The following is a 16,265-nucleotide window of genomic DNA, read 5'->3' on the forward strand; positions in this document are numbered from 1 at the left end:
CAGCTCAGACTGACGTACGCGTACGTACGAAGGAGAGGGGGAAGCGCCGACATGCCGACCTGCCCGAACGGACACCAGTCGGGTTCCGACGACTGGTGCGAGGTCTGCGGTCACCGCATGGCCGGTGCCGTGCCCCCGCCCCCTCCGCCGCCCCCGGCCGCCGGTTACGGCTACCCCGGGCCGTCCGTGCCGCCCGCGCCGGGCGGTGTGGGCGGAGCGCCCGAGCTGTGCCCGCAGTGCCGTACGCCGCGGGAGGGCGGCGCGCCGTTCTGCGAGGAGTGCCGCTGGAACTTCCTCACGAACACGGCGACGTCGTACACCCCCGCGGCCCCGAACCCGCCGCTGCCGACGTCCGGCGGCTCCAGTGGTCCCGGTGGCCCGGCGGGTCCGAACCCGGCGCTGCGCTTCCAGCAGCCGCCGCAGGGCCGCGACCCGTACGAGTACCAGGGCTCGCGTCCCTCGCAGGTGAACCGGCCGGCCGAGCCGATCCCGCCGAACCCGTTCGGCGGCGAGCCGTCGGGCCCGTCCCCGTTCCCGCCGCCCGGGCCGAACGGGACGGGCGGGGGCGTCCCGCAGGCGTTCCAGCAGCAGCCGCCCGCGCCGGCGCAGCCGGGTCCGCCCGCGCCTCCGCCGTTCCCGGACCCGCAGGGCCCGCCGCCTCCGCCGCCGGGGCCGACGGGTCCCACGGGTCCCTCGAACCCGTCGTTCGGCGGGGGCGGGACGGGCGCCGACGACTGGGTGATCTCGCCGCCGTCGTCGGCGTCGACGACCGCGCCGCCGTTCCAGCAGCAGCCGCCCCAGCACCAGTACCCGCCGCAGCAGCCGCAGGGGCCGGTGAGCTGGTCGGCGACGATCGGTCCGGACCGTGAGTACTTCATGGCGATGATGCAGCGCAGCGGCCCCGAGGCGTCGGGCCTGAACCTGCCCGCGTACTCGCCGGAGCAGCAGCGTCAGCTCGTCGGCAACCAGATCACGATCGGCCGCCGCCGGCACTCGACCGGTGACACCCCGGACATCGATCTGTCGGTGCCGCCGGAGGACCCGGGCGTCTCGCACTCGCACGCGATCCTGGTGCAGCAGCCGGACGGCACCTGGGCGGTCGTCGACCAGAACTCGACGAACGGCACGACGGTCAACGGCGGCGAGGAGCCGATCCAGCCGTTCGTCCCGGTCCCGCTCCAGGACGGCGACCGGGTGCACGTCGGGGCCTGGACCACGATCACCATCCGGCGCGGCTGAGCGGCCACGCGTACGGCCCTTCCGGGTCGTCCAGCCAGGCCCACTGCCGGCCCTCGCGCACGGTCACGCCGAACCGTTCGCGCGCGGGCCGGCCCTCGCGTTCCCAGAGCGCCAGTGCCTCGTACGGATCCGTGGCGCCGGCGGTCAGGGTCAGCAGGAAGCGGAACAGCTCGTCCTGCAGCACCCGCCGCGGCAGCCCCCCGATCAGCGGCTCGGGCACCGTCGCCGCCGTGTCGCCCCGCAGGGCGACGAAGTACGCCGGGGTGTGCAGGAACCGCCCCTCGGCGTACTCCGTGTCCCGCACGGTCAGCACCAGCAGCCCGGTCGACAGCGGTGCGAGGATCCGCGCCCCGGGACGGCACTGCCCGAGCCAGGCCGGCGGCACCGCGCGCAGCGCGCACGTGGCCATGATCCGGTCGTAGGGCGCCCGTTCCGGGCAGCCGCGCGCCCCGTCCCCGGTGACGACGGCCGGCCGGTACCCGGCGGCGGCGAGATGGGCCCGCGCCGACTCGGTGATCTCGGGGTCGAGGTCGACGGTCGTCACCTGGTCGTCGCCCAGCCGGTCGGCGAGCAGCGCCGCGTTGTAGCCGGTGCCCGCGCCGATCTCCAGGACCCGGTCCCCGTCGCGGATGTCCAGGTCGGCCAGCATCCGGGCCATCAGCGACGGCTGGCTGCTGGAGGACACCAGCTCCCCGTCGCGCAGCCGGGTGGCCAGCGGCTGGTCCGCGTAGACACCGCGCAGCCAGCGCAGCCGGCGCTGCGGGTCGGGGTGCTCGCCCCACAGCCGCTCGTAGCCGCCGGGTACGCCCAGGAAGTAGTACGGCACGAAGAGGTGGCGCGGCACCCGCTCGAACGCCGCGCGCCAGCGGGAGTCGTCGTCCCACACCCCGCTCTCCTCGATCTCGCGCACGAGCCCGGCCCGCGCCCGTGCGGCGAGCAGCCCGAGGTCACCAGGTCCTTCGACGTGCTCTGCGCCCATATGTCCACTGTGCTGCGGCGACGCCCGTTCGGCGAGCCCCCTGCCGCGGCCCGGTGCGGTCCTAAGCCCCGGGTCCTCGGTCACCGTGTCTGAGAGCATGGACACGTGACTGAGATCCCGCGCGACACGCTTCAGGAGCAGACGTTCTACGAACAGGTGGGTGGCGAGGAGACCTTCCGCCGTCTCGTGCACCGCTTCTACGAGGGCGTCGCACAGGACCCGCTGCTGCGGCCCATGTACCCGGAGGAGGACCTGGGTCCGGCCGAGGAGCGGCTCGTCCTGTTCCTGATGCAGTACTGGGGCGGCCCGCGCACGTACAGCGACAACCGGGGCCACCCGCGGCTGCGGATGCGGCACGCCCCCTTCCAGGTGGACCGCGCCGCGCACGACGCGTGGCTGAAGCACATGCGGGACGCGGTGGACGAGCTCGGGCTCTCCGACGAGCACGAGCGGACGCTGTGGAACTACCTGACCTACGCGGCGGCCTCGATGGTGAACACCGCGGGCTGACCCGGCGGTCCCGCCCGGACACCGCTCACCGACCGCGGTGTACCACTATTCGGCCACGATCCGGTCCAGACCTCTTCCCCAACCCCGTCGGCTCTGACAGCATCCCGCACAGACTTTCGGGGGCGCACGGCGTGAAACGGGGATGCGGGGGCGGCAGGGGTGTGGGGTTTTGTCCTCCTACGGGTGCGGGCGCATCGTCTGCTGCTGACCGCCGCGGTGCTCGCGGTGCTGCTGACGGCGTCCGTGCTGGCGATGCTCAGCGCGTTCTCCGGCGCGATCGGCGACGCCTCGCTGCGGCACGCGCTGCGCACCCGGGACGCGGCGTCGACCGCGCTGGTGGTCCGCGCCGACGTCCCCGCCGAAGGGCGAAAGGCGGCCGAAACCGCCCTCGACAAGGGCGCGCGGCGCGTCTTCGACGGGCTGCCGGTACGTCGTGAGTCGCTGATCGCCTCCGGCCCGTACGCCCTGCCGCACACCCCGCACGGCAAGCAGCCGGATCTGACGAGGCTCGCGGCGATCGAGCGCTCCGAGGTGCGGGTCACCGCCGGCCGGCTGCCCCGCGCCCCGCGCGGCTCCGTGATCGAGGCGGCCGTCCCGCAGGCCGCCGCGCAGGTGCTGAAGCTGGAGCCGGGCGACCGCCTCGCCCTCACCGACCGGCTCGGCGGGCCCGCGGTCACCGTCGAACTGACCGGCGTCTACCGCCCGGCCCGCCCGCAGTCCCCGTACTGGACGCTCGACGAGCTCGGCGGGCGCGGTGTGCAGAAGCAGAGCTACACGACGTACGGGCCGCTGCTGGCGGACCCCTCGGTGCTGGCGGGCGGCAGGGTCAGCGACGGGCAGTCGGCGTGGCTGACGTCGGCGGACTTCCGGACGGTGACGACCGGCCGGATCGACGCGCTGCGGGACGCCGCCCGCGCCGGCACCCGAGAGCTCCAGCACGGCAAGGCCCTCGCGGACGCCTCCGCGGTCGGCACCTCGCTGCCCGACGTGCTGGACCGGGCGGAGCGGGCGCTGCTCGTCTCGCGCTCGACGCTGCTGATCGTCGCGCTGCAGCTGATCCTGCTCGCCGGGTACGCGCTGCTGCTCGTGGCCCGGCTGCTGAGCGCCGAACGCGCCGGTGAGACCTGGACGCTGCGGGCCCGCGGCGCCTCGCGGGCCCGCGTCACCGGGCTCGCGGCGACCGAGGCGCTGCTGCTCGCGCTGCCCGCCGCGGTGTGCGCGCCGCTGCTCGCCGGCCCGCTGACCCGGCTCGTCTCCTCGCAGGGCGCCCTGTCCCGGATCGGGCTGCGGCTCGACGTGGGCGCGAGCGGGTCGGTGTGGCTGGTGGGCGTGGCCGTCGCGGTGGGCTGCGCGCTCGCGGTGACGGTGCCGGCGCTGACCGCGCAGGCACCCGAGCGCGGCCGGGCCCGGGCGCTGCCCGCGCCGCTGCGGTCCGGTGCCGACGTGGGGCTGCTCGTCATCGCCGGTGTCGCGTACTGGCAGCTGGACCGGCAGACGACCGGTTCGGGCGCGATCAGCGCCGACCGCGGCGGCAACCTGGGCATCGACCCACTGCTGGTGGTGGCGCCCGCGTTGGCGCTGCTCGCGGGCACCGTACTGACGCTGCGGCTGCTGCCGCCGGTGGCGAAGCTCGCGGAGCGGTGGGCGGCGAGCGGGCGCGGGCTGCCGACGGCGCTGGCGGGCTGGCAGTTCAGCCGCCGTCCGATGCGCGGCGCCGGGCCGGTGCTGCTGCTCGTCCTGGCCGTCGCCATGGGCATGCTGGCGATCGGGCAGGGCGCCTCGTGGGACCGCTCGCAGGAGGACCAGGCGGACTTCCGCTCCGGCGCGCCGGTCCGGGTCCTCGCGACGGAACCCGGCATGGACCGGGTCGCCCGGTACGGGTCCGTGCCCGGGGTGCGCGAGGCGGCGCCCGGCTACCGGCTGCCGGTGTCGCTCAGCGGCGGCCGGTCGGCCACGGTCCTCGCGCTCGACACGGCGCACCTCGAGGACGACCTGCTGCTGCGCGAGGACCTCGCGGACTCCTCGCCGCGCCAGGTCGTCGCGTCCGTCGCGCCGAGGACGAAGGCGGACCCGGGCATCGAGCTGCCCGAGAACACCTCACGCGTCGAGTTCACCCTGCGCGGGACGCAGGCGGAGAGCGCGGACAGCGTCGGCCCCGCCGGGGCCACGACGGTCGCCGCGACCCTCCAGGACCGGTACGGACTCGCGTACCGGATGCAGGTCGGCACCCTCCCGGTGGACGGCCGCACCCACCGCCTCGGACTGGACCTGGGCCCGGCGGCGGGGCCGCTCGTCGTGACGGGGCTGGACTTCGACACGGAGAAGCGCATCGGCCAGGAGGCGACGCACCGCATCGCGCTGCAGGGGGTCGGCGCCGCCGGACAGGGCGGCTCCACCCGGCGGTTGGACATCGCGGGCACCCGGTGGACCACGTCGATGGTGGAGTCGCGGACCCCGGAACCGGGTGCGCCGGGCGCGCCGACCGCGCCGACGCTGGATGCGCAGCGGGCCGACGGGACGACGGCCGTGGTGTACGGCACCGGGTTCGAGCTGGCGGGGGACGCGGCGGGCGACCTGCCCAGCGTGAACGTCCGGCTCGGTGTCGACCGTCCCAAGGTCACGCAGATCGCCGCGGTCGCCACCGACCGCTATCTGCAGGCGACGGGGACGCGCACCGGGCAGAGCGTCGACGTGGACCTGGGCGGCGGCGAGGCCGTACGGGCCCGGATCGTGCGGAGCGTCCGGGCGCTGCCGACGACGGGCCCCGAGGCGGAGGCCGCGGCGACGGGCCCGGGCTCCGGTGCGGACGGGACGAGGGACGGTGGCGCGCTCCTGCTCGACCTGCGCGACCTCAACCGGGCCCTCGTGGACCGCGGCACCGATCCGGTCGCCCCGAACGAGTGGTGGCTGTCGACCGCGCCCGGTGACGAGGCGACGGCGGCGGCCGCGCTGCGCGCCGACCCCGACACGGGCTACGCGCAGATCGTGGTGCGCGCGGAGATCGGCGAGCAGTTGCGTGACGATCCGCTGGGCGCGGGCCCGCAGTCGGCGCTCACCGCGGCGGCCCTCGCGGCGGCCGCGCTCGCGGCGGTCGGCTTCGCGATGAACACGGCCGGTTCGCTGCGCGAGCGCGGCGCCGAGTTCGCGATCCTCGGCGCGCTCGGGGCCTCTCGCCGGCGGCTGGCCCGGCTCGTCGCCGCCGAGCAGGGCATTCTCGTGGCGCTCGCGCTGCTGGTGGGGATCGGGCTCGGCACGTTCCTGACCCGGGCGGTGGTGCCGCTGATCGTGCTGACCGGTGACGCGACCCGGCCGGTGCCCGACGTCCTCGTCCGCCTCCCGCTGCACCAGGTGGGGCTGCTGCTCGCGGGCGTGGCCGTCACCCCCGTACTGATCACCGCGGGTCTGGCGCTGCGCAGGCCGCCGCGCGCCGCGATCACGCTGCGCACCCAGGGAGGCGAGTGACATGGCCGCTGCGACGAAGCCCGTGGCGCCCTGGGTACGCACCCGGCTGCGGGCCGCGCCGGGCGCGGCGGCGGCGCTGTTCCTGCTCGTGCTGCTCACGTCGTGCCTGGCCGCGGCGTTCCCGCGGGCCGTGGACCGCTACGAGGACGAGGGGCTGCGGCAGGCCGTCGCCGACGAGGCGCCGAGCCGGACAGTCCTGAACGTCACCGCGAGCGCCCCGGGCCTCGAGGTCGAGCAGGAGCAGCGGGAGCGGCAACTCACGGAGCGCTTCGCGAGGACCGCGTTCCACGCCATCGTCGGCTCCCTCAAGAAGCCGTACGTCGCGGACCCGCGCGAATCGTCGTACGGGCTCCGCGCCCCGGCGGGCTCGAAAGGTGTGCGCGTCGACGACGCGTGGCTGCCCCGGCCGTACGGCCTGCGGCCGGAGTTCACCCTGTACGCGCAGAGCGGGCTCGCCGCGCACGCGACGGTGACGGCGGGCCGGCTGCCGGGCGCGACCGCCACGGACACGCGGCTGGAGGCGGCCGTGACGCGGGAGACCGCGCGGCGCCTCCACATCAAGGCCGGTTCGGTCCTCCATGTACCGAGCGCGGACGCCCGGACCATCGCCGTACGGATCACCGGGATCGTCGCGCCGAAGAACCCTTCGGGCGCGTACTGGTCGGCGGCTGGGCTGCTGCGTACGCCACAGCTGCGCAGCACCGACGGCATACCTCCGTCGAGGTACTGGGGGGCCGCTCTGCTGCTGGACCCGAGTGCCTCGATCGCGCTCTCGCGCTCATGGCTCGTCGAGCCGTACTGGCGGATCGCCCCGGACACCTCGGCGCTCACGGCCCGTGAACTGCCGGACCTCAAGGCGGGGTTGGCGTACACGATGGACGGCCCCGGGATGCTGGAGGTGCAGCAGGCGACGAGGAGCACGGGCACCGAAGTCACCAGCGGGCTCCGCGACATCCTCATCCGCTACGAAGACCTGCGCGGCGACGTGACCCCGGTGGTGTCGGTCGCCGCGTACGGCACGGGCACCGTCGCCTGCGTCGTGCTGCTCATGGCGGGCGGCCTGGCCGCGGACCGGCGCCGCACCGAGTTCGCCCTGCTGCGCTCGCGCGGCGGTTCACTGCGCGGCATCGGCCGGCGGCTGTTCGCCGAGACGGCGGTGGTGGCGGTCCCCGCGGGCGCGCTCGGCTTCCTGCTCGCGGTCGCGCTCGTGCCCGGCGGCCGCCCGTCGCCGGCCGCGTTCGCCGCGGGCGCGGTGGTGCTCGTGGCGTGCGCGGTGCTGCCGGTGCACGCGCTGGCCGCGCATCGCCGCGTACGGCTGCACGGCGAGCGCGACGACGTGGCCACGGCCCGCCCGTCGGCCCGCCGCACGGTCGCCGAACTGACGGTGCTGGTCCTGGCGGTCGGCGCCATCGTGGCGCTGCGCCGCCGCGGTGCCACCGACGGCGGCGACGGCCTCGTCGCGCTCGCGCCGGTCCTGGTCGGTGTGGTGGCCGCGTTCGTCCTCGTACGGGTCTATCCGCTGCCGCTGCGCCGCCTCGTGGGGCCCACCGGGCGGCTGCGCGGCGCGGTCGGGCATCTGTCGCTGGCCCGCGCGGCCCGTGCCAGGTCGGGCGCGGGCACGGCCGTGCTGTCGCTGCTCGCGCTGCTCACGGCGCTGACGACGGCGGCGTTCGGCGGCAGCGTCCTCGCCGGGATCGACGGCACCCGCGACCACGCGGCGCTCCTCGCGACCGGCGCCGACGCCCGCGTGGAGGGGTCCGGGCCGCTCTCCGCCGCGGTCGTCTCCCGGGTCCGCGGGACGTCCGGCGTGGGCACCGTCACCCCGGCCACGATCCGCTCCGACGCCGAGGTAAGGGACGGCACCCGGCGCCTGCCGCTGGCGGCGGTGGACCCGGCGGCGTACGCGCGTCTGGCCCGTCACACGGGCCTCGGGGCGTTCGACGCGGGCGCGTTGAAGCCGTCGGGCGACACGATCCCGGCGCTGGTCTCCCCGTCGATGGCCGCGCTGTTCGAGGGCGGGCGTCTGGGCCTGTGGATGAACGGCGAGATCGTGTCGCTGCGGGTGGCGGCCGTCCGCGCCACGACGCCCGCCCTCGCCGAGGACTTCCTGATCGTCGACACCCGCGCCCTCGCCCGCGCGACCGGCGTCCCGAGCCGCCCCACGACGCTGCTGCTCACCGGCACCGCCATCGACGCGGGCGCCCTGCACAAGGCGGCGGGCGGGGGCACGACCGTCCGGCTGCGCTCCGTCGAACGCGCCCGCTACGTCGACTCCCCGCTGCAGACCGGCGCCACCGGCATCTACGTCGCGGCGGTCGCCGCGGGCGCGGGCTTCGCGGTCCTCGCCCTGCTCCTCGCCCTCGCCAGGGCCGCCCCGGAGCGCCTCGCGCTGCTGGCCCGCCTGCGCACCATGGGCCTCACCCGCCGCCAGGCGCGCCGTCTGCTGATCCTGGAGGCGCTCCCCCAGGCCCTGCTCGCCGCGGCGGGCGGCGCCCTGACCGGCTGGGCCGCGGTCCTCCTCCTCGCCCCCGGCCTCGACCTCACGAGGCTGGCCCTGGCGGACGCGGCGGGCGACACGACGACCCAGCTGTCCACGGACCCGCTGTCGCTGGTGCTGCCCGCGGCGGGAGTGGTGGTGCTGGCGGCCGGGGTGGCGTCGGTCCAGGCGTGGTGGGCCGGACGGCGGGGCTCGGTACGGGAGTTGAGAGCGGGTGAGACGACGTGAGGGCGCGGCCCGTGCGGCACAGCACCCCCGTCGCACAGGACATCGGGCAGCGCACCAGGCCGCACACCAGGCACGGCATCTCTCAGAACAGCACGCAGGACAGCACGCAGGACATCTCGCAGGAGACGGTGACCTCATGACGACCGACCACACCGGCACCGGCACGGCCTCCCCCTCCCTCGCGGAGCTGGAGCAGCGGGCGTCCGCCCACCGCGACCGTCCGGCGTACGGCCACGACGCGCTGATCAGCTGTGACCGGCTCGTCCGCATCTTCACGACGGACGGCGTCGAGGTGCAGGCCCTGCAGGGCCTCGATCTGCTGGTCGAGGAGGGCGAGTTGATGGCTCTCGTGGGCGCGTCGGGCAGCGGCAAGTCGACCCTGATGAACATCCTGGCGGGCCTGGACGAACCCACCGCCGGCGCGGCCAGGGTCGCGGGCTACGACCTGCTCACGATGGGCAGCAAGGAACGGCTCCGCTACCGCCGCGAGGCCGTCGCGTTCGTCTGGCAGCAGACGGCCCGCAACCTCCTGCCGTATCTGACGGCAGCTCAGAACGTGGCGCTTCCCATGCAGTTGCGCGGCCGTGGCGCCCTCCGCCGCGCCAAGAAGGACGAACGGGCCAGGGAACTCCTGGACCTCCTCGGCATCGGCGACTGCCACGACCGCCGCCCGGAGCAGATGTCCGGCGGTCAGCAGCAGCGCGTCGCCATCGCCGTGGCCCTGGCCAACGAGCCGAAGGTGCTGCTCGCCGACGAGCCCACCGGCGAACTCGACTCGCACACCGGCGAGCAGATCTTCGCCGCGTTCCGCACGGCGAACGAGGAGCTGGGCACGACCGTCGTCATCGTCACGCACGACCAGACGGTCGCCTCGGAGGTACGCCGCACGGTCGCCATCCGCGACGGCCGTACGTCGACGGAGGTACTGCGCCGCACGCACGTCGACGCGGCGACGGGCCAGGAGTCCCTGGTCTCCCGCGAGTACGCGATGCTGGACCGCGCGGGACGCCTCCAGCTCCCCGTGGAATACACGCAGTCGCTGGGCATGCGGGACCGGGTCATGCTGGAGCTGGAGGAGGACCACATCCAGGTCTGGCCGGACGACCAGGAGCGGTGACAGGTCCCGCCGGGCCACCCGGCGGCCCCGGGAGGATCAGGTGACGCCGCCGCTCAGGCGGGCGTGACCGCGAGCCCGCCGAGGCCGGTGGTCCCCCGGCGCAGCGCCACCGAACCGTACGGGGTACGCAGCCGCACCCACGCCCCAGCGGCCAGCAGATCGACGGGGTCCCCGCGCAGGAACCCGAGCGAGACCGCCGCGTGCGCGACGCGCACCGGCACCCCGCCGGCCCCGATCTCCCGGGTCCAGATCTCCCGGCCGATGCGGTCGAGCGCGGCACGGGTCCGCGCCTCGGGCGCCAACTCCTCGACGCGGGACCGGAATTCACCCACGGCGACCTTCACGAGCTCGCGCAGTGCCGCCGCGCCGGGGAAGCCGGGCACCCGCTCCCACCCGCCGCGGGGCGGCAGCACTCCGGCCCACGGCGGCCCGGTGACGGCCCCCGGGACCACGGCGGTGGCGGCGCCCTCGTCGACCGACTCGAGCAACTCCCCCGCCGACACGGTCACGTCGAGCGCGTCGTCGATCCCGTTCTCGTACGGCTTCAGCAGCCGTGCCGTACGGATCGCCAGCACCTCGAACGACGGCGGCCGCCCGAACACGGCGAGCGCCTGCCCGCCGGCCTGCGCCTGGACGCGTACGGCGGCCGCCTTGTCGTAGTGCAGCAGCCGGCCCAGGAAGGCGGCGAGGTCCGCCGCCTCCCCGGTGTCGGCGAAGTGCAGCACGGGCGCGCTCATGCGGCGAGCGCCTCCGCGCCGTCGTCGAAGTACTCCCGCAGGAAGGACTTCTCGTCGTCGGTGATCCGCCGCGGCCGCTGCGCCTCGAAGTCGAACGGCACGATGACCGTCGACGCCCGGACGTAGACGTCGTCGGCGTCCTTCACCTCGTAGGCGAGCGTGAACGAGGCGGCCCTTATCTCGGTCACCCACATCTCGATGTCCACCGGCGCGTGCCGGTGGACCAACTGCCGCTTGTAGTCGATCTCATGGCGCGCCACGACAGACCCCTGCTGGAAGTCCTTGTCCGGCCGGAACAGGAAGTCGATACGGGCTTCCTCCAGGTACCGGAGGAACACCACGTTGTTCACGTGGCCGTACGCGTCCATGTCCGCCCAGCGCAGGGGGCAGGCGTATACGTGGCGAGCCATCAGCCGCGGGTCAGCTTCTTGTAGGTGGCGCGGTGCGGGCGGGCCGCGTCGGCGCCGAGCCGCTCGATCTTGTTCTTCTCGTACGACTCGAAGTTGCCCTCGAACCAGAACCACTTGGAGTCACCCTCGTAGGCGAGGATGTGCGTGGCCACTCGGTCCAGGAACCACCGGTCGTGGGAGACGACGACGGCGCAGCCGGGGAACTCCAGCAGAGCGTTCTCGAGAGAGCTGAGGGTCTCGACGTCGAGGTCGTTGGTCGGCTCGTCGAGGAGCAGCAGGTTGCCGCCCTGCTTGAGGGTGAGCGCGAGGTTGAGGCGGTTGCGCTCACCGCCGGAGAGCACACCGGCCGGCTTCTGCTGGTCCGGCCCCTTGAACCCGAAGGCCGACACATACGCGCGGCTGGGCATCTCGACCTGGCCGACGTTGATGTAGTCGAGCTCGTCGCTCACCACGGCCCAAAGGGTCTTCTTCGGGTCGATGTTGGCGCGGTTCTGGTCGACGTACGAGATCTTGACGGTGTCGCCGACCTTGATGTCGCCGGAGTCCGGCGTCTCCAGGCCCTGGATCATCTTGAACAGGGTGGTCTTACCGGCACCGTTCGGACCGATGACACCGACGATGCCGTTGCGCGGCAGCGTGAAGCTCAGGTCGTCGATCAGCACCTTCTCGCCGAAGGCCTTGCTGAGGTTGTTGACCTCGACGACGATGCTGCCCAGGCGCGGGCCCGGCGGGATCTGGATCTCCTCGAAGTCCAGCTTCCGCATCTTGTCGGCCTCGGCGGCCATCTCCTCGTAACGAGCGAGACGGGCCTTGGACTTGGCCTGACGCCCCTTGGCGTTGGACCGCACCCACTCCAGCTCTTCCTTGAGCCGCTTCTGCCGCTTCTCGTCCTTCTTGCCCTCGACCTTGAGCCGCTCGGACTTCTTGGTGAGGTAGGTCGAGTAGTTGCCCTCGTAGGGGATGGCGCGACCGCGGTCGAGCTCGAGGATCCACTCGGCGACGTTGTCGAGGAAGTACCGGTCGTGGGTGATGGCGACGACGGTGCCCTTGTACTGGGCGAGGTGCTGCTCCAGCCAGTTCACCGACTCGGCGTCGAGGTGGTTGGTGGGCTCGTCGAGGAGCAGCAGGTCGGGGGCCTCGATGAGGAGCTTGCAGAGCGCGACGCGGCGCTTCTCACCACCGGAGAGGTTGGTGACGGGCCAGTCGCTGGGCGGGCAGCCCAGCGCGTCCATGGCCTGCTCCAGCTGACCGTCGAGGTCCCACGCGTCGGCGTGGTCGAGGTCCTCCTGGAGCTTGCCCATCTCTTCCATGAGCGCGTCGCTGTAATCGGTGGCCATGAGCTCGGCCACCTCGTTGAAACGCTTGAGCTTGCCCATGATCTCGGCGGCGCCGTCCTGCACGTTCTCCAGGACGGTCTTCGACTCGTCGAGCTTCGGCTCCTGCATGAGGATGCCGACGCTGTAGCCGGGCGACAGGAAGGCGTCACCGTTCGACGGCTGCTCGATGCCCGCCATGATCTTCAGGACGGTCGACTTACCGGCACCGTTCGGACCGACGACGCCGATCTTCGCTCCGGGGAGGAAGTTCAGGGTGACGTCGTCGAGGATCACCTTGTCGCCGTGCGCCTTGCGCGCCTTGCGCATGGTGTAGATGAACTCAGCCAAGAGAAACCGTCCGGCAGTCGAAGTGTGGCAGCGAGGGGCCCGCGTGATGCGGCTCCACCGCGTGAGGGCAGATACACCCCATCTTGCCGCATGGCCAGTGCTGGGCGGAAACCCGTATCAGGGGGTGGGCCTGAGCTGGGGGTTTCGGCGGGCCGCGGTGGTGGGGCTGTGTACGGCGGGAGGTGAGCGTTGGACGCGGACGGCCCGGTCCGACGCGAGAAGCGCCGGGCCGGGCCGTCGGGGACGTCGTCGGATCAGTCCGTGCCGAACTCCATCGCCGCCCGGTCCAGCGCAGCGTCGTCGTCGGAGACCGCGCCGCGGGACGCGATGGCCTCGGCGCCGCCCTCGGGGAGGGTGCCGATGAGGCCGGTCGCGGCGGCCTGGGCGGCGCCGATCGCCGGGTTGGCGGTGCCGATCAGGCCGAGGCCCGCGTACTGCTCCAGCTTGGCGCGGGAGTCGGCGATGTCGAGGTTGCGCATGGTCAGCTGGCCGATCCGGTCGACCGGGCCGAACGCGGAGTCCTCGGTGCGCTCCATGGAGAGCTTGTCCGGGTGGTAGCTGAACGCCGGGCCGGTCGTGTCGAGGATCGAGTAGTCCTCGCCGCGCCGCAGGCGGAGGGTGACCTCGCCGGTGACGGCGGCGCCGACCCAGCGCTGGAGCGACTCGCGGACCATGAGGGCCTGCGGGTCCAGCCAGCGGCCCTCGTACATGAGGCGGCCCAGGCGCCGGCCCTCGTTGTGGTACTGGGCGAGGGTGTCCTCGTTGTGGATCGCGTTCACGAGGCGCTCGTACGCGGCGTGCAGGAGGGCCATGCCCGGGGCCTCGTAGATGCCGCGGCTCTTGGCCTCGATGATCCGGTTCTCGATCTGGTCGGACATGCCCATGCCGTGGCGGCCGCCGATGGCGTTGGCCTCCATCACCAGGTCGACGGCGGAGGCGAACTCCTTGCCGTTGATGGTCACCGGCCGGCCCTGGTCGAAGCCGATCGTGACGTCCTCGGTGGCGATCTCGACCGACGGGTCCCAGAACTTCACGCCCATGATGGGCTCGACCGTCTCCACGCCCGTGTCGAGGTGCTCGAGGATCTTGGCCTCGTGGGTGGCACCCCAGATGTTGGCGTCGGTGGAGTACGCCTTCTCCGTGCTGTCCCGGTAGGGCAGGTCGTGGGCGACCAGCCACTCCGACATCTCCTTGCGGCCGCCGAGCTCGGCGACGAAGCCCGCGTCGAGCCAGGGCTTGTAGATCCGCAGGTTCGGGTTGGCGAGCAGGCCGTAGCGGTAGAACCGCTCGATGTCGTTGCCCTTGTACGTCGAGCCGTCGCCCCAGATCTGGACGTTGTCCTCGAGCATCGCGCGGACCAGGAGCGTGCCGGTGACGGCGCGGCCCAGCGGCGTGGTGTTGAAGTAGGCGCGACCGCCCGAGCGGATGTGGAACGCGCCGCAGGTGAGCGCGGCGAGCCCCTCCTCGACGAGCGCCTCGCGGCAGTCGACCAGGCGGGCGACCTCGGCGCCGTAGGACTTGGCGCGGCCGGGGACCGAATCGATGTCGGGCTCGTCGTACTGGCCGATGTTCGCCGTGTACGTGCAGGGGACGGCGCCCTTGTCACGCATCCATGCGACCGCGACCGAGGTGTCGAGGCCACCCGAGAAGGCGATGCCGACGCGCTCGCCGACGGGGAGGGAGGTGAGGACCTTGGACATAGGAAGAGTATGCATGATTACGCATGACCATGCAACGGTGATGTGCGTCCCACCCCGCCGGGCGGCCGGTGCGGCCGTCGGCGGAGCGGGGAAACGGGAGCGGACGGGGTTACTCGCCCTCGGTCGGCGTCTTCTTCTTGCGGACCAGGAAGACGGAGGCGCCACCGATCAGGACCAGCACGATGGCGATGCCCGCGATCACCGGCGTCGCGTTGGAACTGCCCGTCTCGGCGAGGTCCGTGCCCGCGGCGCCGGTGCCGCCGACGGACGCCGGGCTGGGCTGCGTCGTGGTCTGGGTGGTGAGGCCGCCGTCGTCGTCGGCCCCGGCCGCGTCGGCCACGGTCCGGCAGTCGAGCACCCCGCGCAGCCGCTTCTCGAAGCCGTGCGGCCCCGTGATCGTGAAGTCGTACGCCTGGTCCTCCTGGAGCGGGATCGTCACCGTCCGGGAGGCCCCGGCGTCGATCGTGTACTCGACGTCCATCAGCGTGAAGGTGAACGGCTCGTCGCCCTTGTTGACCGCGGTGATGTCCAGGCCACTCTTCGCGCAGTTCTTCCGCGCGGACAGCGCCGGCACCGGGCCCGTGCCCGCCCAGTTCGCCGTGGCGGTCGCGTCGACCATGGACTCGCTGGAGCCCGCGAGGATCTGCGTCTGGCTGCGCGACTCGGAGGTGAAGGCGCGGCCGACCGGCACGGTCGTCGACGCCTGCACGGTCAGCGCGGCCGAACCCGCCGAGGCGTCCTTCGGCACGTCGAAGAAGATCTGGCTGCCGTCGACGGCGGAGGTGACCGGCCTGCCGTCCTTGTCGACGACGGTCACGCCGTCCGTGGCGGCTTCGGCCGGCGGCGTCACGGTGACCGCGTCGGCGTTCGTGTGCACGGTGACCGGGCCGAGCCGCTCCCCCGGCCGCCCCGAGACGGCGCCCGGCGACAGGGTCAACGAGGCCTGCGGTTCACCCAGGTCACGGGCGCTCTTCTGCAGGTAGTCCGCGAGCTTCTCGGCGGCGGGGCTCACGGCGTCGACATCGGCCTTGTCCGAGTAGCGCCAGATGGCGACCTGGGTGCCGGCCGCGGCGTCCTGCTCGGTGAGGCTGCCGGCTCCGGCCTTGCGGGCGAGCGCGGCGAGGTCGTTGACCTGGGGGTACGAGTTCTGCAGGATCCAGCGGATCCGGCCCGCGTCCGCGTTGCCGCTCAGGGACGTGCCGCTCCAGGCCGTCTCCTGGTACTTGGCGTCCGTCTGGGTCGGGTTGTGGATGTCGATGCAGTAGGTCTGCAGCGTCCCACCGCCGTCGACGGTCATCCGGAACAGCCCGGCGGAGACCCGCTCGTCGCGCCCGCCGTCGTGGATCACGGCCGACCCGTACGTCTCCAGGCCGCCTATCGTGGCGCTCGCTCCGCCCTGCTCCTTGGTGCCGTCGTCGGCGAAGGCCGTCCCGGTGCCGGATATCGCCCCGGTCACCGCCAGTCCCGACAGCAGGGCCGCCGCGGCGAGGCGAGCGGCGCCCCGCCCACGACGTCCGGCCCGTGAGAACACAGAAAACACGCAATTCCCCTTCAGGCAGGACGTTGTGACACATGGGGGGTGGTGTGTCCCGCCGGCAGCATCATGCGAACCAGTGCAATTCGGCTGGCCCTTGAATCTGTTGAAGCCCCTACGGCCCATTGGGCCACGCCCGGCATCCTAAGGACGCGGCCCATCACGATCCCCGGAGGCTTCGCCAGGCA

At 73.4% G+C, this 16,265-nt stretch carries 12 protein-coding genes; 6 read left to right on the top strand and 6 right to left on the bottom strand.

The genetic code is table 11. The features are described 5' to 3' along the window. The first annotated feature begins 51 nt into the window (after positions 1–51). A complete protein-coding gene (locus ACVHNB_RS34660) occupies positions 52–1,239 on the top strand; it encodes an FHA domain-containing protein (RefSeq protein ID WP_428954632.1) in 1,188 nt (395 codons plus the stop codon). Here the strand turns inward: ACVHNB_RS34660 and ACVHNB_RS34665 are convergent. After that, the gene (locus tag ACVHNB_RS34665; protein WP_428954631.1) at positions 1,220–2,218 is read right to left on the bottom strand and encodes a methyltransferase domain-containing protein; all 999 of its coding nucleotides are present in this window, start codon (positions 2,216–2,218) and stop codon (positions 1,220–1,222) included. The two genes, ACVHNB_RS34660 and ACVHNB_RS34665, sit on opposite strands and share 20 nt — an antisense overlap. A gap of 105 nt (positions 2,219–2,323) precedes the next feature. Here ACVHNB_RS34665 and ACVHNB_RS34670 point away from each other — a divergent pair, with 105 nt between their 5' ends. The 5 genes from ACVHNB_RS34670 (at position 2,324) to ACVHNB_RS34690 (ending at position 10,032) form a co-directional block, all read left to right on the top strand. Then, a complete protein-coding gene (locus tag ACVHNB_RS34670; protein WP_428954630.1) occupies positions 2,324–2,728 on the top strand; it encodes a globin in 405 nt (134 codons plus the stop codon). A 159-nt stretch (positions 2,729–2,887) separates the two neighbouring features. Continuing rightward, a complete protein-coding gene (locus ACVHNB_RS34675; protein ID WP_456226693.1) occupies positions 2,888–6,190 on the top strand; it encodes an FtsX-like permease family protein in 3,303 nt (1,100 codons plus the stop codon). Between the two features lies 1 nt (position 6,191). After that, positions 6,192–8,915, top strand: a complete 2,724-nt coding sequence (locus ACVHNB_RS34680; RefSeq protein ID WP_456226694.1) for an FtsX-like permease family protein — start codon at positions 6,192–6,194, stop codon at positions 8,913–8,915. Between the two features lie 11 nt (positions 8,916–8,926). Beyond that, complete coding sequence (locus ACVHNB_RS34685; protein ID WP_456226695.1) at positions 8,927–9,055, top strand: hypothetical protein; 129 nt, start codon at positions 8,927–8,929, stop codon at positions 9,053–9,055. Next, the gene (locus ACVHNB_RS34690; protein WP_456226696.1) at positions 9,052–10,032 is read left to right on the top strand and encodes an ABC transporter ATP-binding protein; all 981 of its coding nucleotides are present in this window, start codon (positions 9,052–9,054) and stop codon (positions 10,030–10,032) included. The genes ACVHNB_RS34685 and ACVHNB_RS34690 overlap by 4 nt, the downstream gene beginning before the upstream one ends. A gap of 53 nt (positions 10,033–10,085) precedes the next feature. On the opposite strand, the gene ACVHNB_RS34695 is transcribed toward ACVHNB_RS34690, so the two are convergent. The 5 genes from ACVHNB_RS34695 to ACVHNB_RS34715 all read right to left on the bottom strand — a co-directional run bounded on the left by ACVHNB_RS34695 (position 10,086) and on the right by ACVHNB_RS34715 (position 16,083). Then, positions 10,086–10,769, bottom strand: coding sequence for a hypothetical protein (locus tag ACVHNB_RS34695; protein ID WP_428954625.1), 684 nt, complete (start codon positions 10,767–10,769; stop codon positions 10,086–10,088). Further along, positions 10,766–11,179 carry an acyl-CoA thioesterase gene (locus ACVHNB_RS34700; protein WP_428954624.1) on the bottom strand — a complete coding sequence of 138 codons (414 nt, stop codon included), beginning with the start codon at positions 11,177–11,179 and terminating at the stop codon, positions 10,766–10,768. The genes ACVHNB_RS34695 and ACVHNB_RS34700 overlap by 4 nt, the downstream gene beginning before the upstream one ends. Beyond that, on the bottom strand, positions 11,179–12,843 hold the full coding sequence (gene ettA / locus ACVHNB_RS34705; protein WP_428954623.1) for an energy-dependent translational throttle protein EttA: 1,665 nt from the start codon (positions 12,841–12,843) through the stop codon (positions 11,179–11,181). The genes ACVHNB_RS34700 and ettA overlap by 1 nt, the downstream gene beginning before the upstream one ends. 254 nt (positions 12,844–13,097) lie before the next feature. After that, positions 13,098–14,543, bottom strand: a complete 1,446-nt coding sequence (gene argG / locus ACVHNB_RS34710; protein WP_428954622.1) for an argininosuccinate synthase — start codon at positions 14,541–14,543, stop codon at positions 13,098–13,100. A gap of 109 nt (positions 14,544–14,652) precedes the next feature. Further along, a complete protein-coding gene (locus tag ACVHNB_RS34715) occupies positions 14,653–16,083 on the bottom strand; it encodes a TQXA domain-containing protein (protein WP_456226697.1) in 1,431 nt (476 codons plus the stop codon). Between the last annotated feature and the right edge of the window lie 182 nt (positions 16,084–16,265).

This window comes from Streptomyces sp. YJ-C3, assembly GCF_053891275.1.

Bases quoted from the DNA above. Each gene is read 5' to 3' on its own strand.
- ACVHNB_RS34680 (WP_456226694.1), top strand. From the start codon at position 6,192: ATGGCCGCTGCGACGAAGCCCGTGGCGCCCTGGGTACGCACCCGGCTG.
- ACVHNB_RS34665 (WP_428954631.1), bottom strand. From the start codon at position 2,218: ATGGGCGCAGAGCACGTCGAAGGACCTGGTGACCTCGGGCTGCTCGCC.
- ACVHNB_RS34695 (WP_428954625.1), bottom strand. From the start codon at position 10,769: ATGAGCGCGCCCGTGCTGCACTTCGCCGACACCGGGGAGGCGGCGGAC.
- ACVHNB_RS34700 (WP_428954624.1), bottom strand. From the start codon at position 11,179: ATGGCTCGCCACGTATACGCCTGCCCCCTGCGCTGGGCGGACATGGAC.
- ACVHNB_RS34660 (WP_428954632.1), top strand. From the start codon at position 52: ATGCCGACCTGCCCGAACGGACACCAGTCGGGTTCCGACGACTGGTGC.
- argG (WP_428954622.1), bottom strand. From the start codon at position 14,543: ATGTCCAAGGTCCTCACCTCCCTCCCCGTCGGCGAGCGCGTCGGCATC.
- ACVHNB_RS34690 (WP_456226696.1), top strand. From the start codon at position 9,052: ATGACGACCGACCACACCGGCACCGGCACGGCCTCCCCCTCCCTCGCG.